Annotated in this window: 23 protein-coding genes and 1 pseudogene; 12 read left to right on the top strand and 12 right to left on the bottom strand. The window is 65.2% G+C overall.

Going from position 1 to position 20777, the window contains the following annotated elements; translation table 11 throughout:
* Positions 1-14 precede the first annotated feature (14 nt).
* The 5 genes from MESOP_RS16335 (at position 15) to MESOP_RS16315 (ending at position 5998) form a co-directional block, all read left to right on the top strand.
* The gene (locus MESOP_RS16335; protein WP_013894433.1) at positions 15-929 is read left to right on the top strand and encodes a sugar phosphate isomerase/epimerase family protein; all 915 of its coding nucleotides are present in this window, start codon (positions 15-17) and stop codon (positions 927-929) included.
* A gap of 88 nt (positions 930-1017) precedes the next feature.
* The gene (locus tag MESOP_RS16330) at positions 1018-2052 is read left to right on the top strand and encodes an ABC transporter substrate-binding protein (RefSeq protein WP_013894432.1); all 1035 of its coding nucleotides are present in this window, start codon (positions 1018-1020) and stop codon (positions 2050-2052) included.
* Positions 2053-2281: 229 nt separating this feature from the next.
* On the top strand, positions 2282-3832 hold the full coding sequence (locus MESOP_RS16325) for a sugar ABC transporter ATP-binding protein (protein WP_013894431.1): 1551 nt from the start codon (positions 2282-2284) through the stop codon (positions 3830-3832).
* A complete protein-coding gene (locus MESOP_RS16320) occupies positions 3829-4800 on the top strand; it encodes an ABC transporter permease (RefSeq protein WP_013894430.1) in 972 nt (323 codons plus the stop codon). Before MESOP_RS16325 ends, MESOP_RS16320 begins: the two co-directional genes overlap by 4 nt.
* Before the next feature lie 217 nt (positions 4801-5017).
* Positions 5018-5998, top strand: coding sequence for an ABC transporter permease (locus tag MESOP_RS16315; protein WP_041164157.1), 981 nt, complete (start codon positions 5018-5020; stop codon positions 5996-5998).
* Between the two features lie 32 nt (positions 5999-6030).
* Here the strand turns inward: MESOP_RS16315 and MESOP_RS16310 are convergent, their stop codons facing one another.
* The 5 genes from MESOP_RS16310 to MESOP_RS16290 form a co-directional block, all read right to left on the bottom strand.
* A complete protein-coding gene (locus MESOP_RS16310; protein WP_013894428.1) occupies positions 6031-6633 on the bottom strand; it encodes a cupin domain-containing protein in 603 nt (200 codons plus the stop codon).
* 118 nt (positions 6634-6751) lie between these two features.
* Positions 6752-7264, bottom strand: a complete 513-nt coding sequence (locus MESOP_RS36200) for a DUF982 domain-containing protein (protein ID WP_245265109.1) — start codon at positions 7262-7264, stop codon at positions 6752-6754.
* 255 nt (positions 7265-7519) lie between these two features.
* Positions 7520-7735, bottom strand: a complete 216-nt coding sequence (locus MESOP_RS16300; protein ID WP_013894426.1) for a hypothetical protein — start codon at positions 7733-7735, stop codon at positions 7520-7522.
* A gap of 68 nt (positions 7736-7803) precedes the next feature.
* Complete coding sequence (gene groL / locus MESOP_RS16295; protein WP_013894425.1) at positions 7804-9435, bottom strand: chaperonin GroEL; 1632 nt, start codon at positions 9433-9435, stop codon at positions 7804-7806.
* A gap of 57 nt (positions 9436-9492) precedes the next feature.
* Positions 9493-9807 (bottom strand): co-chaperone GroES, encoded by a 315-nt coding sequence (locus MESOP_RS16290; protein ID WP_023768249.1) that lies wholly within the window; start codon positions 9805-9807, stop codon positions 9493-9495.
* 328 nt (positions 9808-10135) lie between these two features.
* Between MESOP_RS16290 and MESOP_RS35645 the strand changes: the two genes are divergently transcribed.
* Both MESOP_RS35645 and MESOP_RS16285 read left to right on the top strand, forming a co-directional pair.
* A complete protein-coding gene (locus MESOP_RS35645) occupies positions 10136-10291 on the top strand; it encodes a hypothetical protein (protein ID WP_013894423.1) in 156 nt (51 codons plus the stop codon).
* Between the two features lie 16 nt (positions 10292-10307).
* Complete coding sequence (locus MESOP_RS16285; RefSeq protein ID WP_013894422.1) at positions 10308-10586, top strand: usg protein; 279 nt, start codon at positions 10308-10310, stop codon at positions 10584-10586.
* Positions 10587-10611: 25 nt separating this feature from the next.
* Here the strand turns inward: MESOP_RS16285 and MESOP_RS16280 are convergent, their stop codons facing one another.
* Both MESOP_RS16280 and MESOP_RS16275 read right to left on the bottom strand, forming a co-directional pair.
* Positions 10612-12114 carry a helicase HerA domain-containing protein gene (locus MESOP_RS16280; RefSeq protein WP_013894421.1) on the bottom strand — a complete coding sequence of 501 codons (1503 nt, stop codon included), beginning with the start codon at positions 12112-12114 and terminating at the stop codon, positions 10612-10614.
* 278 nt (positions 12115-12392) lie between these two features.
* Complete coding sequence (locus MESOP_RS16275) at positions 12393-13049, bottom strand: glutathione S-transferase family protein (RefSeq protein WP_041164731.1); 657 nt, start codon at positions 13047-13049, stop codon at positions 12393-12395.
* A 171-nt stretch (positions 13050-13220) separates the two neighbouring features.
* Between MESOP_RS16275 and MESOP_RS16270 the strand changes: the two genes are divergently transcribed.
* Positions 13221-13529: a hypothetical protein gene (locus MESOP_RS16270; RefSeq protein WP_013894419.1), complete on the top strand. Its 309-nt coding sequence runs from the start codon at positions 13221-13223 to the stop codon at positions 13527-13529.
* Positions 13530-13611: 82 nt separating this feature from the next.
* Positions 13612-13731, top strand: a pseudogene (locus tag MESOP_RS36195) (DUF559 domain-containing protein); the annotation flags it as partial.
* A gap of 103 nt (positions 13732-13834) precedes the next feature.
* Here the strand turns inward: MESOP_RS36195 and MESOP_RS16265 are convergent.
* From MESOP_RS16265 to MESOP_RS16255, 3 genes are all read right to left on the bottom strand, one after another.
* Positions 13835-14665: an aldo/keto reductase gene (locus tag MESOP_RS16265; RefSeq protein WP_013894418.1), complete on the bottom strand. Its 831-nt coding sequence runs from the start codon at positions 14663-14665 to the stop codon at positions 13835-13837.
* 144 nt (positions 14666-14809) lie between these two features.
* Positions 14810-15442 carry a Vgb family protein gene (locus MESOP_RS16260; RefSeq protein WP_041164729.1) on the bottom strand — a complete coding sequence of 211 codons (633 nt, stop codon included), beginning with the start codon at positions 15440-15442 and terminating at the stop codon, positions 14810-14812.
* A 33-nt stretch (positions 15443-15475) separates the two neighbouring features.
* A complete protein-coding gene (locus MESOP_RS16255) occupies positions 15476-16696 on the bottom strand; it encodes a helix-turn-helix domain-containing protein (protein WP_013894416.1) in 1221 nt (406 codons plus the stop codon).
* A 382-nt stretch (positions 16697-17078) separates the two neighbouring features.
* Here MESOP_RS16255 and MESOP_RS16250 point away from each other — a divergent pair, with 382 nt between their 5' ends.
* The 3 genes from MESOP_RS16250 (at position 17079) to MESOP_RS33705 (ending at position 18436) form a co-directional block, all read left to right on the top strand.
* Positions 17079-17831, top strand: a complete 753-nt coding sequence (locus MESOP_RS16250; RefSeq protein ID WP_013894415.1) for a DUF899 domain-containing protein — start codon at positions 17079-17081, stop codon at positions 17829-17831.
* Between the two features lie 91 nt (positions 17832-17922).
* Positions 17923-18210, top strand: coding sequence for a hypothetical protein (locus MESOP_RS16245; protein ID WP_013894414.1), 288 nt, complete (start codon positions 17923-17925; stop codon positions 18208-18210).
* Between the two features lie 52 nt (positions 18211-18262).
* Entirely contained in the window at positions 18263-18436 is a 174-nt protein-coding gene (locus MESOP_RS33705) for a hypothetical protein (RefSeq protein WP_013894413.1), read from the top strand.
* An 11-nt stretch (positions 18437-18447) separates the two neighbouring features.
* Here the strand turns inward: MESOP_RS33705 and MESOP_RS16240 are convergent, their stop codons facing one another.
* Positions 18448-19446 (bottom strand): bestrophin family protein, encoded by a 999-nt coding sequence (locus MESOP_RS16240; RefSeq protein ID WP_013894412.1) that lies wholly within the window; start codon positions 19444-19446, stop codon positions 18448-18450.
* Positions 19447-19574: 128 nt separating this feature from the next.
* Positions 19575-20732, bottom strand: a complete 1158-nt coding sequence (locus MESOP_RS16235; protein ID WP_013894411.1) for a substrate-binding domain-containing protein — start codon at positions 20730-20732, stop codon at positions 19575-19577.
* Between the last annotated feature and the right edge of the window lie 45 nt (positions 20733-20777).

The following is a 20777-nucleotide window of genomic DNA, read 5'->3' as shown; positions in this document are numbered from 1 at the left end:
GGTTGGGAGGCACTATGAAACTTGGACTGCTCACCGCACCGTTTGCGCAGACGCCGCTCGGCGAGGTCGCCGGCTGGGCAAATCAGGCCGGCTTCGAGGCGCTGGAAATCGCCTGCTGGCCGAAAACGTCCGCCGCGACCCGCCGCTATGCCGGCACCAGCCATATCGACGCGGCTTCCACCTCGCCCGCGCAGGCCAAGGAGATCGTCGCCTCGCTGGCGGAAAAGAACCTCATCGTCTCCGGCCTCGGCTACTATCCGAACCCACTGGATCCGGATGCCGCCCACCGCGAGGCGGTCATCGGTCATCTCAAGAAGGTGATCGTGCTGGCCGCCAATATGGGCGTTCCCGTGGTCAACACCTTCTGCGGCGGCGATGCCTCGAAGACCGTCGACGTCAACTGGCAGGATGCGCTGAAAGTCTGGCCCGAAATCGTCGCGTTTGCGCGCGGCCACGGCGTCAAGCTTGCCTTCGAGAACTGCCCGATGATCTTCAGCTATGACGAGTGGCCGGGCGGGCACAACATCGCCTATTCGCCACAGGTCTGGCGCCGCATCCTGGAAGCCTGGGGCGGCGAGGTCGGCATGAATTTCGACCCCTCGCATCTGGTCTGGCAGATGATCGACCAGGCCCGCTTCATCAGGGAATTCGGCCCCTATATGCTGCATGTCCACGCCAAGGACCTGATGATTGATCGTGATGGTTTGTACGAGCGCGGAATTCTCTCCGCCGGCATAGGCTGGCAGGTGCCGCGCATGCCGGGGTTGGGCGATGTCGACTGGAACGGCTTCTTCTCCGGCCTTTACCGCGCCGGCTATGACGGGTCCGTCATCATCGAACATGAGGACAGGCGATTTGAAGGCAGCGACGATCAGGTGAAGCGGGGCTTTCTGCTCGCCCGCGACGTGCTGCGTCCTTTCGTCAAGTGAATTGGAGCACACCGTCTGACTCACTTTGTCAGCGGCGTGCTTCAACGGGTTGAACTGGAACTGAAAAACAATGTGGAGGAAGTCTGAAATGAAAAAAATCCTGACCATGGTCCCGCTCCTTGCGGGTGCCGCCTTGCTGGCCTCGGTGGGCGTCTCTGCCGCCGCCGGCAAATACACGATCGGCATCTCCAACACCGTGCAGGGCAATGGCTGGCGCGAGGAGATGGTCTGCGCCATGAAGGCGCAGGCGCTGGCATCCGGCGAGGTCGCCAAGCTCAACATCGCCCACCGCAACACCGATGCCGCCGGCCAGTTGGAAGATATCCGCAACCTGATCAGCGCCAAGGTCGACGCCATCGTCGTCAACCCCGCCGATCCGGCCGGCATCAAGGCGGGCCTCGAGGAAGCCACCAAGGCCGGCATCGTCGTCGTCGCCGTCGACCAGGCGGTCACCGAGCCGTCGGCCTACATTATCTCCAACAACCAGGAACAATACGCCTATCTCGGCGCCAAGTGGCTGTTCCAGCAGATGGGCGGCAAGGGCGAGGTGTTCTACATGCGCGGCGCCGCCGGCGCTTCGGCCGATTCCGATCGCGACAAGGGCTTCAAGAAGGCGCTGGCCGAATTCCCCGATGTGAAGGTCGCACAGGAGGTCTTCACCGGCTGGCAGCAGGATCAGGCCAAGCAGCAGATGCTGTCGTTCCTCGCCACCGGCACCCCGTTCAACGGCGTGTGGACGTCCGGCATCGACAACGTCATCGTCGACGCGCTGGTCGAATCGCAGGCGCCGCTGGTGCCGGTGGTCGGCGCCGACAATGCCGGCTTCGTCGGCCAGTTGAGCTCGGTCAAGGGCCTCGTCGGCGCTGCCGTCACCAACCCTGGCTCGATCGGCGGTGCTGGTGTCACGCTGGCGCTGCAGATCCTCGACGGCAAGAAGCCGGCACAGCAGACGGTGCTGGTCGACCCGCAACTGTGGGACAACGCGACCGACGAAGGCAAGGCCAAGCTGAAGGCCGCCGCCGACCCGTCGCTCAGCCCCGAATGGCCGGTCTCGATCTCGATCCCGGACTGGACGACGTACACGAAGGAGCAGATCGTGGCCTGCAAGGGCCCGGGAGAGTAAGCACCCGCGCTTCTGCCTTCTCCCCTTGCGGGAGAAGGTGGATCGGCGCGCAGCGCCGAGACGGATGAGGGGTGTTCCAGCGGAGTGAGACGTTGGTATTCCCTGGAGCACCCCTCATCCGACCTCGCTTCGCGAGGCCACCTTCTCCCGCAAGGGGAGAAGGGAAGGTCACCGTTGCGGCCAGTCGGTTCCACAAATACCTGAACAGCTTGACCCGAGACCCAACCATTTGACCACCAGCCCTCTCCTCGACGCCACCGGCGTCGCCAAGAATTACGGCGCGGTTGCCGCCCTTCGCAACGCGTCCCTGTCCGTGCTGCCGGGCGAGGTGCATGCGTTGATGGGCGCCAATGGCGCCGGCAAGTCGACGCTGGTGAAGATCCTGACCGGGGCCATCCAAGCCAATGCCGGCCGCATCCTGATCCGCGGCGAGGCGCGCGACATCCGTTCGCCGGCCGCCGGACGCCGCGCCGGCCTGTTGCCGGTCTACCAGGAACCGTCGCTGATCCCCGATCTCGACGTGCTTTCCAACCTGCGGCTGACCGGCACGCCGGTCGAGCCGTTCCGCGCCTGGGTGCGCGAACTCGGCATTCCCGACCTCGACCTGCGCGACACCGCGCGCGACATCCCGCTGGCCGTGCTGCGCGTGCTCGACCTGGCGCGGGCACTGGCCGTCGAGCCCGACGTGCTGCTGCTCGACGAAATGACGGCGGCGCTGCCCGCCAACCTAGCCGAGAAAGTGCTGGAAGTGGTGCGCCGCCAGGGCGACAGCGGCCGCGCCGTCATCTTCATCTCGCATCGCTTCGTCGAAATCTCCGCACTGTGCGACCGCGCCACCGTGCTGCGCGATGGCGAGACCGTCGGCGTTGTCGATATCGTGCCGGGCGTCGAGGAAAAGATCGTCGAGCTGATGCTCGGCACCCGCATCGTCAAGACCCACGTCGCCGCCCGCAGCGCTGCCGAAAAGGCGGCGCCCATCACCTCCCGGCCGCGCATAAGCGTGCGCAACCTGCGCGTCGGCACCAAGCTCAGCGATGTCTCCTTCGATCTTGGAGATGGCGAAGTCGTCGGCGTCGTCGCGCTCGAAGGCCAGGGCCAGGACGAGTTGTTTTCCGCCCTGGCCGGCTCGATCCGCCCATCCGGCGGCACCATCGAGGTCGACGGCCAGCCGGCAAAGTTCTCGCACCCGATCGACGCCATCCGTGCCGGCATCGCCTATGTGCCAGGCGACCGCGCCGAGGCGCTCGCCATGCAGCGCTCGGTGCGCGAGAACATCGCGCTACCCTTCAGTGCTGCGTTCCGCAACTGGGGGCCGATCAACATGCGCCGCGAGCGCGCGAAGGTGGCCAGCGCCATCGAGCTGCTGCAGATCGACACCCGCGCGCAGGGCGAGGTGCAGCGCCTGTCCGGCGGCAACCAGCAGAAGGTGACCATCGCCCGCTGGATCGCTGCCGATGCCCGCACCATCCTGTGCTTCGACCCGACGCGCGGCATCGATGTCGGCACCAAGCAGGAGATCTATAAATTGCTGCGCCAGCTCGCCGGCAACGGCAAGTCGGTGCTGTTCTACACCTCGGAACTCGAAGAGGTGCAACGCGTCTGCGACCGCGTCATCGTCATCTTCGGCGGCCGCTTGGTCGACATCTTCCCGGTCGAGGAAGCCGACGAACCGGCGCTGATGCGCGCCGCCTACGGCCTGCCGCGCGGCGTCAAGGCCGATGTCGGCATTTTGGCCGACCCCACCGCGAACACTTCCGATGCGCCGGAGGCGGCGCCATGAGCCATTTCCTGCGCCGCCAGGGCTGGGTCGCCGGCCTGTTCGCTCTCCTCATCGTGCTGTTCATCGTCACCAAGCTGATCCAGCCGGGCTATGGCAGCGGCGACTTCGGCTCGCTGGCACGGGCCGTTCTGCCCTATGCCTTCGCTGTCGCCGCGCAGACGGTGGTCGTCATCGCCGGCGGCATCGATCTGTCGGTCGCCGCCATGATGGCGTTGACCAGCGTCACCGCCGCCTCGATGATGGCTGGCGCGAGCGAGGAATACGCGCTGTTCGTGGTGCCCTTCGTGCTCGCCCTGGGCCTCGTGCTCGGCGCGCTGAACGGACTGCTGATCGTCGTCACCCGCGTGCCCGACATCGTCGTCACGCTGGCCATGCTGTTCGTGCTGCAAGGTGCCGCCCTTTTGGTGCTCGGCGCGCCGGGCGGAAGTGCCGCCGAATGGCTGAAGGCGCTGATCTCGGGCACCGTGCCGATACCGGGCCTGCCCGACGCCATCGACGCCTGGCTGCCCAAGGCGCTGCTGGTGCTCATCGTCTGCCTCTGCATCGTCTGGATACCGCTCAGGCGCTCGCGTCTCGGCCTCTCCATCTACGCCATCGGCTCGAGCGAACTGGCGGCGTTCCGCTCAGGCGTGCCGGTCGCGCGTACCCGCATTGTCGCCTATGCGCTTTCGGGCCTGTTCGCAGCCATGGGCGGGCTGGCGCTGACCATGAGCACCGGCATCGGCGCTCCCATTCCCGGCCCCTATCTCTTGGCCAGCGTCGCCGCCGTGGTGCTGGGTGGCGTGGCACTCGGCGGCGGCAAGGGCGGCCTGCTCGGCCCCATCGTCGCCGTCTTCGTGCTGCGCCTGGTGCGCACGGACTTGACGCTGCTCGCCATCGACCCCAACGTCACCGCCATCATCGAAGGTGCCATCATGGTCGCCGTGGTGATGTTCGGCGCGTTTATCACCATGCGGGGGCGGCAATGATGAGAGAGTATCGGCATGGGCTTCTTCCTTCCCCCCTTGTGGGGGAAGGTGGATTGCCGCGCAGCGGCAAGACGGATGAGGGGTATTCCAGGGAACGCCAACGTCTCACTCCGCTGGAGCACCCCTCATCCGTCTCGGCGCTATCGCGCCGATCCACCTTCTCCCACAAGGGGAGAAGGGAAAGATGCATCGCGCCAACTCTATCGCGAGCCACCCCATGAGCACCACCGCGATCACCCCCGTCCCCTTCGGCCGCCGCCTAAAACGCTTCATGGCCGACCGGCCGCTGATCCCGCTGATCATCCTGCTCGTCATCCTGGTGGTGATCCTGCAGATCCTGCGCCCGGGCATCGTCAACGAACGCTGGATCGGCAACACCATCAAATTCGCCATCCCGCTGGCGATCCTCGCCGGCTGCCAGACCATGACCATGCTGACCGGCGGCATCGACCTCTCGGTCGGCACGGTGGCGACGATGAGCGCCTTCATCATGGCAACGCAAGTCGTCAACCAGGATCCGGCGGTCGCCTTTCTGCTGGCGATGATGCCGGCGGTGCTGATCGGCCTCGTCAACGGCATCGGCGTCGGCGTCTTTCGCGTCCACCCGCTGATCATGACGCTCGGCACCAGCCTGATCGGCACCGGTTGCCTGCAGGTCTACCAGCGTACGGTGATCGCATCCGGCGCCAAAATCCCCGACTTCCTCGCCTGGCTCGGCACCGGCGTCACCTCGGGCTTTCCCAACGCCCTGCTGTTGTTCGTGCCGCTCGCCGCGCTGATCGTCTTCACGCTCGCCCGCACCGGCTTCGGCCGCCTGCTCTACGCCGTCGGCGACAATGAGCGCGCAACGCGGCTGTCGGGCGTGCAATACTGGCAGGTCATCACCGCCCTCTACATCACCTCCAGCGTGCTCGCCGGCATCACCGGCCTGCTCTACATCGGCCTTATCAAGGCTCCGTCGCTCTCCCTCGCCGAACCCCTGGTGCTGCCCTCGGTCGCCGCCGCCGTCATCGGCGGCACCTCCATCTTCGGCGGCCGCGGCGGCTATACCGGCACCATCATCGGCGCGCTCATCCTGACCGTGTTGACGACGCTGCTGACCATCCTGCAGATGCCGGAGGGGGCGAGACGGATCTTGTTCGGGCTGATCGTGCTGTTCGTGACGGCGGCTTATTTGCGGATAGTGGAGGAGCGGTAGTTCCCGACCGCCTGGCCTTCGCTGGAACCGCCTCAGTCTTTCTTCCAGGCCGTCAGCAACGGCCCCTCGCTTCCATAGACAGGGTCCTTTCGCGGACGGCCTACCCTGGGGATCGTCACGATCGCCTTGGCGTGGTCGGCGGTGGTCGTGCATATGTCGTAGGTGCCGGATGCGGGATAGGCGCCAACCACGAGGAAGTCGCCGGACGCCGAGATCCGCTGGTGTCCGGTGCCGGCCGGGAGAACCGCGACATCGCCCGCCTTCAGCGCCAGCGTTCGTCCCTTATCGCCGCCAAACTGAACTTTGGCCGTGCCGCGCGCGACGCCGAGCACTTCGTGGATGCGCGAATGGTAATGAACGTAGCTGTAGATGCCGTCGCGCCAGCTGTCGCCCCAGCCATTGGCGCCGAAAAGCTCCTCCATGACCGCTGCGGGATCGAATTCTTGCGGCAGCCGCACGGCGCCGCGATAGACGACAAGCGGCCAGGATGGATGGTTGGGCACCAGACCATCGTCCCTGAACCTGAATTCATTCGGTTTTCGCGGCCTTACGAGATCGGCGGCCTGTCGCCTGTCTGGTCTTGCAACGCCGGTAACCTGTTCGGCTGCTTTCTTCATGCTTTGCAGGATGCTCATGACATGGCCTCGCATCAGGGAACCGACGCCGGCTAGACTAAACCTGTGTGCCCGTCGCTTGGTTCCATCAAGGCTGTGCCCGCCGCCTGGCGCGAAAGCCGGGCGGCGGGCCCTATGGTCAACCCGCGAGTTCGCCCGCACGCGGCGCATCGCCCAGCGCTACGGCCGGCGCAACCATGTCCTGCACCAATATGTCATTGCGTCGTGCAAAGCTGACCAGCGTTGCCCGCACGGTTTCGGGGTCGATCTCGCCGGCAATGCCGGCCTTGCAGGCGTTGAGCGCAATGGCGTGCGCGCCGTTGCGGCCGGCGGCCGGCCAATCCTGCAACAGGGCGTAGGCTTCCATCACATTCTCGATCCCAACCGGAAAGCCCATTCCGACCAGAACGGTGACCGGTTCTTCAAACTGCCCGCGATTCATGGCTTTTGCCTCCTCTCGATTATGCGGCACCTGCGGCGGACCTGACACAGGAGAGCGCGGCCCGCCGCCGACACGGTGCATGGATGTCTTGTATGGAAGATTGAGCCGCCGGTTGGGCACCGCCGATCGCGCCCGGCTCGACCTGGGCAGTTCGATCCTGGCCGGCCCGATGTTGGCCGGCCCGATGTTAGCTGAGTCCAGCGCCGGCATGCCCCTGCCTGGCGCCGGCAACATCCTGTGTGCCTTCACCAGCGCCTCGAGCCAGGCGGCGACGGCAAATGGAGATCGGCTGCGGCCGTCAAGCCAGGCCGCAATCTCTCCTTGCGGACGGCCGAGTTCGGCGGCGAGATCGGCCGCCTCCCATCTCAGTATTCTCAGGCATTCACGCAACCGGCCCGCGATCACGTCTCCACCTCCAAACAACAACGCCCTTCATCTTCTGTGCGGCGAACATCGCTCGCCGGTTCAACCGCCGGCAGCCGCCGCCGACACCTGCTGCGCCGCCAGGAACATCAGCGCCGAGGCGGCGGTGCGCCGGCTCCAGCCGGCGGCTTCGGCCATGTCGAGCAGCCCTGCCAGTCGCGGCTGCAGCACGCTGCGGCATTCTTTTTCGTAGGCCAGGAACTCCTTTGCCTCATGTGTCGGCGCCGGCAGGGGTCCAAGGCCAGCCATCGCATCCATGTTTACCTCCGCTCGATTTCATCCTGATGCCCGCTCCCCAGCCGGGGAGCGGGCGGTCATGCATGGGCTCAGAAATCCATGCCGGCACCGGCGGGCATCGCCGGGCTGGCGGCTTCCTTCTTCGGTTTCTCGGCCACCATCGCCTCGGTGGTCACCAGCAGGCCGGCGACGGAGGCTGCGTCCTGCAGCGCCGTGCGCACCACCTTGGCCGGGTCGATCACGCCCTGGCCATAGAGATCGCCGAACTCGTTGGTCTGCGCATTCCAGCCCCAGCCGAACTCGCTCTTCTCGCGCAGCTTGCCGACGATGATCGAGCCTTCGGCGCCGGCATTCTCGGCGATCTGGCGCACCGGCGTTTCGATCGCGCGGCGCACGATCTCGACACCGGTCTTCTGGTCGGGATTGTCGGTCTGGACGGCATCAAGCGCCCTGGCGGCTCGAAGCAGCGCGACACCGCCGCCGGGCAGCACGCCTTCCTCGACGGCCGCGCGCGTGGCATGGAGCGCATCGTCGACGCGGTCCTTGCGCTCCTTGACCTCGACCTCGGTCGAGCCGCCGACGCGGATCACCGCGACGCCGCCGGCAAGCTTGGCCAGCCGCTCCTGCAGCTTCTCGCGGTCGTAGTCCGAGGTGGTCTCCTCGATCTGCGCCTTGATCTGCGCGACGCGGCCCTGAATCTCTTCCTTGCGGCCGACACCGTCGACGATGGTGGTGTTCTCCTTCTCGACCACCACCTTCTTGGCGCGGCCCAGCATCTCCAGCGTCACATTCTCCAGTTTGATGCCGAGATCTTCCGAGATCGCCGTGCCGCCGGTGAGGATGGCGATGTCCTCCAGCATGGCCTTGCGGCGGTCGCCGAAGCCGGGCGCCTTGACGGCAGCAACCTTGAGGCCACCGCGCAGCTTGTTGACCACCAGCGTGGCGAGCGCCTCGCCCTCGACATCCTCGGCGATGATCAGCAGCGGCTTGCCCGACTGCACCACCGCCTCCAGCGCCGGAAGCAGCGCCTGCAGGTTGGAGAGCTTCTTCTCGTGGATCAACACATAGGGCTCGTCGAGTTCGACGCGCATCTTGTCCTGATTGGTAATGAAATAAGGGCTGAGATAGCCGCGGTCGAACTGCATGCCCTCAACGACTTCGAGCTCGGTCTCGGCGGTCTTGGCCTCCTCGACGGTGATCACCCCTTCATTGCCGACCTTCTCCATCGCCTCGGCGAGGAAGCGGCCGATCTCGGCATCGCCGTTGGCCGAGATGGTGCCGACCTGCGCGATCTCGTCGTTCCTTGTCACATTGCGGGCATTGGCCTTCAACTCGGCCACCACCGCCTCCACGGCCTTGTCGATGCCGCGCTTCAGGTCCATCGGGTTCATGCCCGAGGCAACCGCCTTGGCGCCTTCCTTGACGATGGCCTGGGCAAGAACGGTCGCGGTCGTCGTGCCGTCGCCGGCGATGTCGTTGGTCTTGGACGCCACTTCGCGCACCATCTGCGCGCCCATGTTCTCGAACTTGTCCTCAAGCTCGATCTCCTTGGCAACGGTGACGCCGTCCTTGGTGATGCGCGGGGCGCCGAACGATTTGTCGATCACCACGTTGCGGCCCTTGGGGCCGAGCGTCACCTTCACCGCATTGGCGAGAATATCGACGCCGCGCAGCATCTTCTCGCGCGCTTCGGTATGGAATTTAACCTCTTTGGCAGCCATTGGATCACTCCTTCATCTAGGCAGCATTCGTTGACTGGTTGAATTTCCAAGAAGCCATCAGGCGGCCTTCTTGATCTGCGCGGCCTCTTCGATCACGCCCATCACGTCACTTTCCTTCATGACGAGCAGATCCTGGCCGTCGAGCCGGATTTCGGTGCCGGACCACTTGCCGAACAGGATGCGGTCGCCGACCTTGACGTCGAGCTCGACCAGCTTGCCGCCGTCGTCGCGCGCGCCGGGACCGACAGCGAGTACCTCGCCTTCCTGCGGCTTCTCCTTGGCGGTGTCGGGAATGATGATGCCGCCCGCGGTCTTTTCCTCGGCGTCGATGCGGCGGACCAGGATACGGTCATGCAATGGACGGAACGCCATTTCGTTCTCCTTCTGGACAAACATGTTTTTCGCGGTTCCTCCGCAACCGGACCGGCAAAATCGGCCGGCGCGGAACGCAGCGACCCTTGCTCAGGCATCGCGCGCGCATATCGAGCTAGTTTTGCCGTTTTTCGGTTTCAAGAGCCCCGCCAAAAAATTTTGGCACTCATGCGCCACGAGTGCCAAGAGCCTGTTATCGCGACCTTATCCAGGTCGGACGCCGGGCTTGAATCTTCGATCCTTGTTCAACAGATTATAGGCGGCCGGCGCATCCCGGGCGCCGGAACCGCGATCCGCTCAAGGAGTTGTTTGCAGACGGAGCACATCGATGGACCAACAGATTTTTTCACCGCTCAAATCCACCCCTGCCGCCGAAAGCTCCAACCGCGCGCTTGACCGCCTGCTCCAGGCTACCGTCTCGGCACTACGCCAGCCGAGCGGCGATTCCATCACCCTTTTGACAGGCTGGATGCCTAATACCTGACAGGAAGGAGAAACGAATGATCGCAAGCGTCAGCAAGGAATTCCGTCTCCAGATGGAAGGCTACGGCCTGACCACGGCGGAGATTCACTATCACCTGCCCGATCATCCGAGCCTGCTCCAGCTCTATGTCTGGCAGGACTACGACCTTGCGCCCGAGTTCCCCGAACTTCACGGGTTCCTATCCTATTGGGAGCGCGAACTCGAAGGCCCGCTGCACTCGGTCCGCGTCGCCCACCACCGGCTGATCCAGCCTTCGGAATGGCGGGCCATCGACGGCATCATCGCTATCCAGTAGCGCAGTTGGCCAAGTCATGGCCCCCTCACAGCGCCAGGCTCCCTTGCTCCGCCTCCTCGGCGTTGGGGTCGCCGGGCGCCGTTGCCCAGGCGAGTTCGACCAGAGTCACGGTGCGCTTTCCCGTGCCGTCGAGCTGGCAAACGATGAGCCCCTGCTCCTCGATATAGGTCAGGAGGCGCCGGGCACGGCGCAGCGAGTGCGAGCCATAGGCGCGCGCGATCGCGGCATCGCTCGGGCACGGCCAGCCCTCCTTCGCCGCGCGAGCGATCATCATGAACACGCCCTGCATGTCGTCGGGCAGCAGCGAGGCGCGGACGGAAACGTCCCTCCATGCGTCATCCTGCGTCGTCTCGGAGCCGAGGCCGGCGCGAGCTCGCGTCAGCATGCGGCGGAACGCGGGCAGGTCCGGCACGACCGAGGCGAGGCCCTCGATGCGGCAGCGAACCACGAACTCCTGATAGAGCACGCCGATGACGCGGAACCCCGCATCGGGCTCGGCCAGCACGGCGCGCAGCACGCGGTCGACACGCTCGCGCCGCTCCGCCAGATCCTCCGCGCTGATCAGCGGCTCGGCTGGTTCGGGGCGGATTTCCAGGGCCGCCGACTTCGCCGCCATCAGTTGGTCGAGCAGGTCCGGCGATGCCGTCCGGCGCGGCGCCCGCGCCGTTTCGGGCGGCGGGGCGGCCAGGATGACGGCGCGGGCATCCTCGAGCGCGGATTCCGGCAGCGGCATCAACCGTGGCGTGCCGTTGCGGGGGCTGGTATCGGTCGGGCCGATGCGCAGGCCGAGCGGCCGGCGCGACAGTGCCGGACCCAGCGCCATGAACTGCCCGCGTTCCAGGTCGCGGAAAGCCTCGGCCTGCCGCCGCTCCATGCCCAGAAGATCGGCGGCGCGCGCCATGTCGATGTCGAGGAAGGTGCGGCCCATGAGGAAATTGGAGGCTTCCGCCGCGACGTTCTTGGCGAGCTTGGCCAGCCGCTGCGTGGCGATGATGCCGGCCAGCCCGCGCTTGCGGCCACGGCACATCAGGTTGGTCATGGCGCCGAGCGACAGTTTGCGCGCTTCGTCCGAAACCTCGCCGGCCACGGCCGGCGCGAACAACTGCGCCTCGTCCACCACCACCAGCATCGGATACCAGTGGTCGCGGGCGACCTCGAACAGCCCGCCGAGGAAGGCGGCGGCGCGCCGCATCTGGTTCTCGGCATCGAGCCCTTCGAGATTGAGCACGGTCGAGACGCGGTGGATGCGCGCCCGCTCCCCGGCGGCCTGCAAGCCGCGCTCGGTATGCTCCTCGGCATCGATCACCAGATGGCCGTAGCGGTCGCCCAGCGACACGAAGTCGCCTTCCGGGTCGACGATGGTCTGCTGCACCCAGGGCGCGCTCTGCTCCAGCAGCCGGCGCAGCAGATGCGACTTGCCGGAGCCCGAATTGCCCTGCACCAGAAGCCGGGTCGCCAGCAGCTCCTCGAGATCGAGCGTCGCCGGGGCGCCCGCCGTCGTGTTTCCCATCTCGATCGCAACGGTCATGCCAGACTCATCAGCTCCTTCGCAGACGGGCTTATCAACCGGAGCATGGCCCGTCGAGCACCGATGGCCGGCAGGCCGACGTTGCGCACAGCCGCGAGAGATGCCGTTTGCCGGATGGAGCCTGTGGATAGTAACCGGTTGTTCACCATGGGCCGGCGTTCGAATTGAAGATGCCGGACATCCGCGTAGCCTGACTTTGCATCGCGCCCCAACGTGGTGCGTCCCAACCCCCGCCCGGCGACCGGCGTTTTCAAAGTCCTTTGTGTATACGCCGGTCGTCAGCTCCACCCATCGCCCTGCCGCGGCACCGGCGGCAAGGGCGGTGCATCTAGCCCATTGAACGGGTCACGCCAGGCCTCGATCGCTTCGAGCCGGCGATACCAGCCGGCAAGCACGGGATAATCACCGAGCGGCAGGCCGCCGACATCGTTGAACGGCAGGAACGTCGCCATGCGGAAATCGGCGTAGGAGACCCGATCCCCGACCAGCCATTGCCGTCCTGCCAGCGCCGCCTCCAGGATCGCCGCCATCGTGTGAAACAACTTCAGCCCCTCCTCGACCAGTTGGCGATCGATTGGGCCCAAATGATAGCGCTGCTTGGTGCCACGCTCGAAATGCACCATGTCGCAGGCCCGCACGAAATTCTCCTTGCCCCAGCTTAACCAGCGGATCATCTCGGGCTCGTCATTGCCGGTGCGCCAGAAATCCGATCCGACGTCGCGCGACAGCCGGCAAGCGATGGCGTCCGCCTCCCACAGGCTGCCGCCCGGCCACACCAGTATCGGCAGCGAAAGATTGGGATTGAGCGGCCGAAATCGCTCCGCTTGCCCTGGCGCGAAGGGTGAGGCGAATTCGAAGGTCACATCAGCCTTGAGGTAACGCGCAACCGCGGCCGCCAGGCGCGGATTGGGATTGCGGCTGAAGTAGAGTTTCATTTCGCCTCCGGCCGGCATCGGCCCGATCTTGTCACTCATATGCTCTCCTTGTCCTGGCGAGTATCGCCAGACCCAGGACGGCTGTGGCCGGTACAATCCTACAAAGTTTGGGTTGACCGCCTCCGATGGCGAGGCGACACTTCATCTCGTACCAAGGCAGGAGGAAATGCGATGGACGAGCCCGAACGGTGGCGCCACATGTCGACGGCGCCCAAGGACGGCAGCCGGATCCTGGTCACGGTCCGCCCGTCCGAACAGGGGCCGGCTGAAGTCGACCTCGCCTACTGGGCACGCGGCGACCAGTTCGCCGGCGAAGGCTGGCGCGCATCGGATTCCTCGCCGGGCCGCGTCGTCGAATACGCCGAGCCGGAACTGAAATGCTGGATGCCCCTGCCCTCCGCCAATCTCAGCCGTGGCGGCTCGATGCCGGCGCCCTGGGAAGGCGAAGACGCGCAGCAATTGGATGGGTCCGGGATTTAGCACAAAGGGCGAAGCTGCCAATCTCCCTCCTCGTGGGGGAGATGTCCGGCAGGACAGAGGGGGGCGCCGTAGGGCGCAAACTTCAAGGTCCATGCGTCTGGAACAGGACGGCTGGAGCGTGCTGCGGTTCTGCAACGATGATGTGATTCGCGACATCGACAATGTCTGCCAACATATTGTCATCGCTGCTGGTTTGGGCGGCACAACTGATATGCCGGCGGGACAGCGCCCTCTGCCCTGCCGGGCATCTCCCCCACTTGGGGGGAGATTGGCCGCTTCGCCGCCGGCTCCTTCAGGTCAAACTTTTAAAACAAAAACGCCGCCGTGGCGGGGTTCGGTCCGTTGCGGCCGTCAGCCGAATCCATGCCCCGGATCGTCTCCAGGTCCTGCGCGTCCAGCTCGAAATCGAAGACATCGAAATTCGCCGCGACGCGGTCCTGGTGGATAGACTTCGGGATCACGATCAGCCCTTCCTGAAGGTGCCAGCGGATCATCGTCTGCGCGGCGGATTTGCCGTGCTTTTTGGCGATGCCCGCGATGGTCGGATCGCTGAGCAGACGGCCGCTGCCCAGCGGGCTCCAACTTTCGGTGTGGATGTTGTGCCCGGCATGGAAATCCCTGAGCGCGCGCTGCTGGAAACGCGGATGCAATTCGATCTGGTTGACGACGGGCGTCACGCCCGTTTCGCCGATGATGCGCTCCAGATGGTCCTGGTTGAAATTCGAAACGCCGATCGACTTGATGCGGCCGGCCTTTTTGAGTTCGATGAGGGTCTTCCACGCCTCGACATATTTGTCCTGGCTGGGAACCGGCCAGTGGATCAGGAACAGGTCGAGCTGCTCGATGCCGAGCTTCTTCATCGTGTCGTCGAAGGCCGTGAGAGCCGCGTCGCGCTGGTGGGCGCCGTTGCGCAGCTTCGAGGTGATGAACAGCTCGCTTCTCGCCACATCGGAAGCGCGGATCGCCTCGCCGACCCCTTCCTCGTTCTGGTAGCCCTCGGCGGTGTCGATCAGCCGGTAACCCGCCTTGATTGCCCAGCCCACTACTTGCGCGGTGATGCCGGCGTCGACCTGCCAGACGCCAAGGCCAAGCTGTGGAATGGCGGCACCATCGTTCAATGTGATCTGTTCGGGCATGGTCAGGTCCTTTGCGAAGAAATGTCCGGGCGGTCGCCCAACGCAGCCTATCTAGGGACCTCCCTGGACAACGGCCAGTCGTCGGCGGACAAAATTCCCGGCACGGACCTGAAGGTGCCGATTGTCTCCGTCAGAACACCCGGCTCATCTCGGCCGGCGCACCGCCCGCACCACCCCGGTGGATGTACTGCCGCAGAACAGGCGGTCGCCACCATCGGATTCCAGCCCCGAGACACCCATGCCGGCCGGCATGTCGAGCGTTTCCAGAACGTTGCCGGTTTGCGGGTCGACACGGCGCAAATCGCTCTCGTCGCCTTCCCAGGTGGCGTGCCACAATTCGCCATCCACCCAGGTTACCCCCGTGACGAAGCGGTTGGACTCGATGGTGCGCAGGATCGTCCCGGTCTCCGGGTCGATCTGGTGGATCTTGCGCTCGCGGTACTGCCCCACCCAAAGCGTGCCTTCGGCCCAGGTCAGCCCGGAGTCGCGCCCGCCGCCGGGTGCGGGAATGGTGGCCAGAATCGCCCCGGTATCCGGGTCGATCTTATGGATGCGATCATTGGCGAGCTGGAAGAAGTGCTTGCCGTCATAGGCAGTGCCGGCATGCGCCGCGACATCGATCGAACGCAACGCCTCCCCGCTCTGCGGATCGAAGGCATTCAGCTTGTCGCCCGAGGCAAACCAGACATTGTTGCCGTCAAAACTCACGCCATGCACGCTGTTCACCCCCGGAAAGGGTCCGTATTCGCGCAGGATTTCGGCCGCTGAATGTTTCATGTCTTTGTCCTCGATGGTGGTCGTCATCCCTTCCTACCCTTGCGGGAGCGGTGCCGGGAGTAACAAGGTGGTCGTGAAACCCGCGACCGGCGGCGTCATCCAGCGGCGCGCCCTGCCGTGGCCGAAAGACTGCACCTTGCCGGTCTCGGCGAGCGGCTCCAGCGCCCGCTGCACGCTGCGCTGGCCGGTTCCGAGCGCCAGCGCCAGGGCCGAGCTAGACCAGGCCTCACCGTCGGCGAGCAAAGCCAGCACGGCCGCGTGCCGCTCCTCGATCGGCCGCGCCAGAACCATCACCGCACGCGCCTGGCGCGGCGCCAGCGTGAAGCCGCGCTTGGTGGCGCTGATCTCCGCCAGCCCGCGCAACTCGGCCCGCAGCCGCCCCACCTCGACGCGCAGGCGCGCCCGGTGCGATTCGTCCGCATGCTTGCCACCAAAGGCCCGCGCCACCAGCTCCTCGCGCGACACGTCGCCGGGCCAGGCCTCGGCGAGCGCACGCACCAGTGCGAACAGCACCGGCCGGCTCGCCAGCGTAACCGTGGCATCCCCGGCACGCACGACATAACGAAAGGCGTCGACGACCAGCGCCGGCGATCCTTGCAGCGCCTCGACCTCTTCGAGCATCAGCGGCCGCTCCGTGCCCTGCGCGATCAGCCGCGCGGCCGGTGTTTCCAGCGCCAGGGACGCGCTGTCGACCTCAGCCATAAGGCCTGGAATGCCAGCCCGCTGGGCAGCGTGGCGTGCCCATTCCAGCGCCGCGCGCGCCGGCCTGGTCCGCAGGCGCCGCATGGCGATGCCGGCAACGGCAAGCTCATGCGCGGCTCTTGCCGCCGGCGGGAGCGGCGTCGGGTCGAGCCCGGCCAACACATGCTCGGCCTCGTCGAGGCGGCCGATCAAGAGCAGCCGCCGCACCTTGAGGTGGCCGGCATGCGCCGCGTTAAGCCGGTCACCGTGCTTCTCCAGCGTCGTGCGCGCCGCATCGAGCGCCTTGGCCGGCCAGCCGAGGTCGCGCGAGACCAGCGCGATCTCGGCCTCGGCGACAACGCATCTGGCGCGCGCCACGGCCTCTCTCGGGCCGAAGGCGCGCGCGGCCCGCCGCAGCAGCAGCTTGGCGCGTTCGAAGTCGCCGAGCTGCGCCATGGCGATGCCGCGTAGCGCCAGCGCGGGCGCGTCCTCGCGCAAGGCGACGCGGTCCAGCGCGCCCAGGGGATTGCCGACGGCCAGGGCCAGTCCTGCCGCCGTGATCAGCGAGTCCATTCAAATCCCGTCACACTTGTAACTCCCACCCCCACGCCACGCCGCCCTAACTTAAATCACCACCGCCGGTCAGCAAGCCGCATCGACCAAACCTGGCCACATGGCTGAGGGCATCACGGCCACCGTTGATGTCAATACCGGCGTCGCCAACCTGAGCATCTCAGGTACGAACAATAAGCATCTTAATAGGGAAATTGAAAATGCCTGCAACCGACGACCTCGAGCACACCGCGCGGCCCCGCCACCCCTGCTGCGCCGGGCCGGACGATTCAGATCCCGCCACTTTTGTAACTCCCAGCGCTCCGCTTCACCGTTCTACGCCGGTTCCGGATCCCCAGACGACAACACGCCGCGATGGCGCCACTGGCAAAGGAGAAGACCAATGACCAAGCACATGACGATGAAGACCCCACCGATCGTTTCAAGACAGGAATGGGATGCCGCGTACGAAAAGATGCTGGTCAAGGAAAAGGCCACCATGCGTGCCAAGGACGCGCTGTCCGCCGAGCGTCGCCGCATGCCTTGGCTGGAAGTCGACAAGGCCTATGTGTTCGAGGGCCCGAATGGCAAGGCCAGCCTGCTCGACCTGTTCGAAGGCCGCCGCCAGTTGATCGTCTACCGCGCCTTCTTCGAGCCTGGCGTCTATGGCTGGCCCGACCACGCCTGCCGCGGCTGCTCGCTCGGCGCCGATCAGGTCGGCCACCTCGCCCATCTCAACGCCCGCGACACCACGCTTGCCTACATCTCGCGCGCGCCGCAGCCCGACATCGTCAGGCTGAAGCAGCGGATGGAGTGGAAGATGCCCTGGTATACGATCACCGATAGCTTCGACAAGGATTTCGGCGTCGACGAATGGCACGGCCACAACGTGTTCATCCATGATGGCGACCGCGTCTTCCGAACCTATTTCATCAACACCCGCGGCGACGAGGCCTTGGGCACGGTGTGGAGCTATCTCGACGCCACCCCTCTCGGCCGCCAGGAGATCTGGGAAGATTCGCCCGAAGGCTATCCCCAGACCCCGCTCTACAGCTGGTGGAACTGGCACGACAATTACGAAGCCGGGGTCGACAAGAAGTGGGCCGAGGTGTCGGCGGCCGGCGAAGCCGCCTTCCGCGAAAAGAGCGATCAGTAGCGTCTGGCCGGAAAGGCCGAAAGTTTCCTCTCCCGCACGAAATGGGGAGAGGAAACCAAACCCTGCAGGCCAGGACACTAAGGAAAAGACCATGAACGACATCCATTCTGGCATCGGCAGCGCGACTTCCGAACACATCGCCGCCCCTGGCATCGCCGACTGGCTGTGCCTCGCGGCAGCACCCACCTTCGCCGTGATGGCCCTGCTCTCCTGCGTTCAGGGCGGCGAAGCGGCCATGCTGTGCATGGGCAGCTCGCCGCTGACCGGCCCGTCTTTAACCAGCGCGTCTTTAACCGGGATGCCGGCCATGTATCTGTTGATGAGCGCCTTCCATCTGGCGCCCTGGTTGCGCGTGATTTCCGGCCGGCAGGCCCGGTAGATCCGGGCTCGCCGCCGCCATATCAAAATATCCCACACGTCGGAGAAAGACCATGCGGCTGGTCAGGCTGAGAGCGCCCGGCGGCTTGGACAGGCTCGACCTGGTCGAGGAAGATCCGCCCCGGCCGGGCCGGGTGACGTGCTGGTCAGGAGACGATTTCGCGGTGTGCGGCAAGACCCGATGGCTGACGGCCGCCTTCCGCTCTCCGACGGCGCCGGAGAGGTGATTGCCAGCACTTCAAGTCGCGATATCATTCACCGGCAACAATGGCTTGGGCAGATCGACCTCGCCAAGTCCCGCGCGCAGTTCGATCTCGATGTCGCGGCAGATCTGCGAGATCGGAACGTCGTTGGCATTGCCCTCGAACGGGTTGGCGCTGCTCTCGCCGACCTGGTCGAGAGACATATAGGCCCAGCCCAGCAGCGTGCTGAACGGGATCGTCAGCCAGATGCCGACCGTGCTCAGCACGCCGCCAAGCTTGCCCATCTCCGCGAAGACTGGAACGACGCCGAACGGCAGCAGCGTGCAGAAGATCATGACGAACATGGAACTGACGATGGCGTATTGGCGCGGATAGGGGTTGTTCTTGATGCGGTCGCAGCGCGCCTGCTGGTCGTGGAGGTCGCGGATCAGCTTCGTCAGTTCGACGTAAATCTGCGGGGGAAGCTTGGCGTCCTTGAACAGCGCGTTGACCTGGACCGATTGCATCTCGAGCAGGGCCAAGGCCGGCTGCGACGATTTCAGCACCTTGTCGGCCTGTTCGGCCAGCAACGGGCGCAACTCTTCGGCGATGGAGCCCTTGTCCTCCCGGATGCGGTAGCGCCGCATGTACTCGATGTTGGCCGCCTTCCCCATGGATTCCCACGGCATCGGCCGCCGCAGGGAAAAGCGCAGCGCCGTCATCCAGGCGATGTGGCGGTAGATGAGTTGCTTCGCCGTCGGTGCATCGAGGAAGTCGCGGCAGAAATTAGACCACACCCGGCTGCTGGCGGTGATTTGCGTGAACGCCTGCAGCGCCTCGCCGCTGCGGGTGAAGACCTGCGAATTCTTGAAGCCGGCGACGAGCGACACCGTGGTGCCGAGCACGAGCACCACCGACCATGGGACCGAGAAGCCCGCGATACCGGGAAGGCGGTAGGCCGCGACGGCCAAGCCGCTCACCACCACCATGTAGATCACGCTACGCCGCGACCACAGCGCGAAATCGATCAGTTTGTAGGAACGGCCTACATACATCGCATGCCCTCGAAAGCGTGGATAACAGACAAATCAAGCTGTTGTGACGCCTAGCATACCGCGTGCCCGCGATGAATGGCCGTTCTGGCCCATGGGCGCGGGATTTCTCCCGCGCCCATGGCGCTACCTCAGTTGCATTTCGGCTTGGCGCTGTTGCAGGCGTCGACCAGTTCGGCCGGCGGATCCTTGTGGAAGACGGTTTTGAAGGATTCCAGAACGTTGGACTGCACCACCGGCAGCGACTGCACACCGACCCAGGCGGGTGTGGGCTGCCCGATCAGCGCCTTCATCATGGCCAGCGCCTCGGCGACGCCCTGGTCATAAGGGCGCTGCGAGCCGGTCGCCTTGAGCGGCCCGCCCTTGGCGATCTCGATCGCCGACTGCAGGCCGAGATCGACCGTGGTGATCGGAATGTCGATGCCTTGCGCACGCATCGAGGAAAGCGTGTCGAGCGCCGGCTGGTCCCACACCGCGTACAGGCCCTTCACATCGGGATTGCCGGTGAGGAAGTCGCCGGCGATCTGCGATACTTTCGAGGGATCGGTGAAGTCGACCTGCTTCATGACGATGTCGGGACGGTTCTTCTTCATCCACTCGCTGACGCCCTTTGTGCGCTCGTTGGTGCTGAAATAGTCGACGCCGAAATTCACCAGTCCGATCGTGCCGCCCTTGGGCATGCAGGACGCCAGGATCGTTGCCGCGATTTGGCCATTGCCCTGGCTGTCGGCCGAGATCATCGAGGCAAAATCCTTCGGAGATTCGAGGCCGACCGGAATGCTGTCCATGAACACCAGCTTGATACCGGCCTCGCCCACCTTCTTGTAGGTCGGCGCCGTCGCGGTGAAATCGACGGGGATGGAAATGATGCCGTCCGGATGCTGCTGGATGGTGTTTTCGATATCGGCGATCTGCTTGTCGACCTGATATTCGGCCGATGCCACGCCGGTGACAGTGACGCCATATTTGGCAAGCGTTTCACTGATGCCTTGCACCTGCAACTGCGACCAGTCGAGGTTCACCGTCTGCATGGAAATGCCGACCTTGAACTTGCCGGCCTTGACCTTGGCGGCTTCGTCGTCGGTCAATTTCAGCTCGTCGGGCGAGGCTGCCTTTTCGCCGTGCGGGCCCTGCCCCACAATACCCTTGGGGCCGAGCGTGGCCATGTCGACACCGGTGACGCAAGTCTCCGGCGTCTGCGCCAGTCCAAGCGACGTCGACAGCGCGAAGGCGCTGGCGGCGAGGCTCAATGTACAGAAAAGCGAGTGGATTCGTGCCTGTTGTTTCATGACTTTCCTCCGTTGATCGTTGACGTTCCTGTCGCCGTTTGGAGC

It is taken from the genome of Mesorhizobium opportunistum WSM2075 (genome assembly GCF_000176035.2).
Lineage (GTDB): Bacteria > Pseudomonadota > Alphaproteobacteria > Rhizobiales > Rhizobiaceae > Mesorhizobium > Mesorhizobium opportunistum.
Note: the sequence above shows the minus strand (reverse complement) of the source record. Positions and strands in the feature narration are given on the sequence as shown.

Excerpts from the sequence above, each read along its gene's own strand:
- MESOP_RS16300 (WP_013894426.1), bottom strand. The coding sequence starts at position 7,735 with ATGGATGCGATGGCTGGCCTTGGACCCCTGCCGGCGCCGACACATGAG.
- MESOP_RS16235 (WP_013894411.1), bottom strand. The coding sequence starts at position 20,732 with ATGAAACAACAGGCACGAATCCACTCGCTTTTCTGTACATTGAGCCTC.
- MESOP_RS16265 (WP_013894418.1), bottom strand. The coding sequence starts at position 14,665 with ATGCCCGAACAGATCACATTGAACGATGGTGCCGCCATTCCACAGCTT.
- MESOP_RS16245 (WP_013894414.1), top strand. The coding sequence starts at position 17,923 with ATGAACGACATCCATTCTGGCATCGGCAGCGCGACTTCCGAACACATC.
- MESOP_RS16330 (WP_013894432.1), top strand. The coding sequence starts at position 1,018 with ATGAAAAAAATCCTGACCATGGTCCCGCTCCTTGCGGGTGCCGCCTTG.
- MESOP_RS16240 (WP_013894412.1), bottom strand. The coding sequence starts at position 19,446 with ATGTATGTAGGCCGTTCCTACAAACTGATCGATTTCGCGCTGTGGTCG.
- MESOP_RS35645 (WP_013894423.1), top strand. The coding sequence starts at position 10,136 with ATGGACCAACAGATTTTTTCACCGCTCAAATCCACCCCTGCCGCCGAA.
- MESOP_RS16320 (WP_013894430.1), top strand. The coding sequence starts at position 3,829 with ATGAGCCATTTCCTGCGCCGCCAGGGCTGGGTCGCCGGCCTGTTCGCT.
- MESOP_RS16335 (WP_013894433.1), top strand. The coding sequence starts at position 15 with ATGAAACTTGGACTGCTCACCGCACCGTTTGCGCAGACGCCGCTCGGC.
- MESOP_RS16290 (WP_023768249.1), bottom strand. The coding sequence starts at position 9,807 with ATGGCGTTCCGTCCATTGCATGACCGTATCCTGGTCCGCCGCATCGAC.
- MESOP_RS16310 (WP_013894428.1), bottom strand. The coding sequence starts at position 6,633 with ATGAGCATCCTGCAAAGCATGAAGAAAGCAGCCGAACAGGTTACCGGC.
- groL (WP_013894425.1), bottom strand. The coding sequence starts at position 9,435 with ATGGCTGCCAAAGAGGTTAAATTCCATACCGAAGCGCGCGAGAAGATG.
- MESOP_RS16285 (WP_013894422.1), top strand. The coding sequence starts at position 10,308 with ATGATCGCAAGCGTCAGCAAGGAATTCCGTCTCCAGATGGAAGGCTAC.
- MESOP_RS16250 (WP_013894415.1), top strand. The coding sequence starts at position 17,079 with ATGACCAAGCACATGACGATGAAGACCCCACCGATCGTTTCAAGACAG.
- MESOP_RS16315 (WP_041164157.1), top strand. The coding sequence starts at position 5,018 with ATGAGCACCACCGCGATCACCCCCGTCCCCTTCGGCCGCCGCCTAAAA.
- MESOP_RS16270 (WP_013894419.1), top strand. The coding sequence starts at position 13,221 with ATGGACGAGCCCGAACGGTGGCGCCACATGTCGACGGCGCCCAAGGAC.
- MESOP_RS33705 (WP_013894413.1), top strand. The coding sequence starts at position 18,263 with ATGCGGCTGGTCAGGCTGAGAGCGCCCGGCGGCTTGGACAGGCTCGAC.
- MESOP_RS16275 (WP_041164731.1), bottom strand. The coding sequence starts at position 13,049 with ATGAAACTCTACTTCAGCCGCAATCCCAATCCGCGCCTGGCGGCCGCG.
- MESOP_RS16280 (WP_013894421.1), bottom strand. The coding sequence starts at position 12,114 with ATGACCGTTGCGATCGAGATGGGAAACACGACGGCGGGCGCCCCGGCG.
- MESOP_RS36200 (WP_245265109.1), bottom strand. The coding sequence starts at position 7,264 with ATGCCGGCGCTGGACTCAGCTAACATCGGGCCGGCCAACATCGGGCCG.
- MESOP_RS16260 (WP_041164729.1), bottom strand. The coding sequence starts at position 15,442 with ATGAAACATTCAGCGGCCGAAATCCTGCGCGAATACGGACCCTTTCCG.
- MESOP_RS16255 (WP_013894416.1), bottom strand. The coding sequence starts at position 16,696 with ATGGACTCGCTGATCACGGCGGCAGGACTGGCCCTGGCCGTCGGCAAT.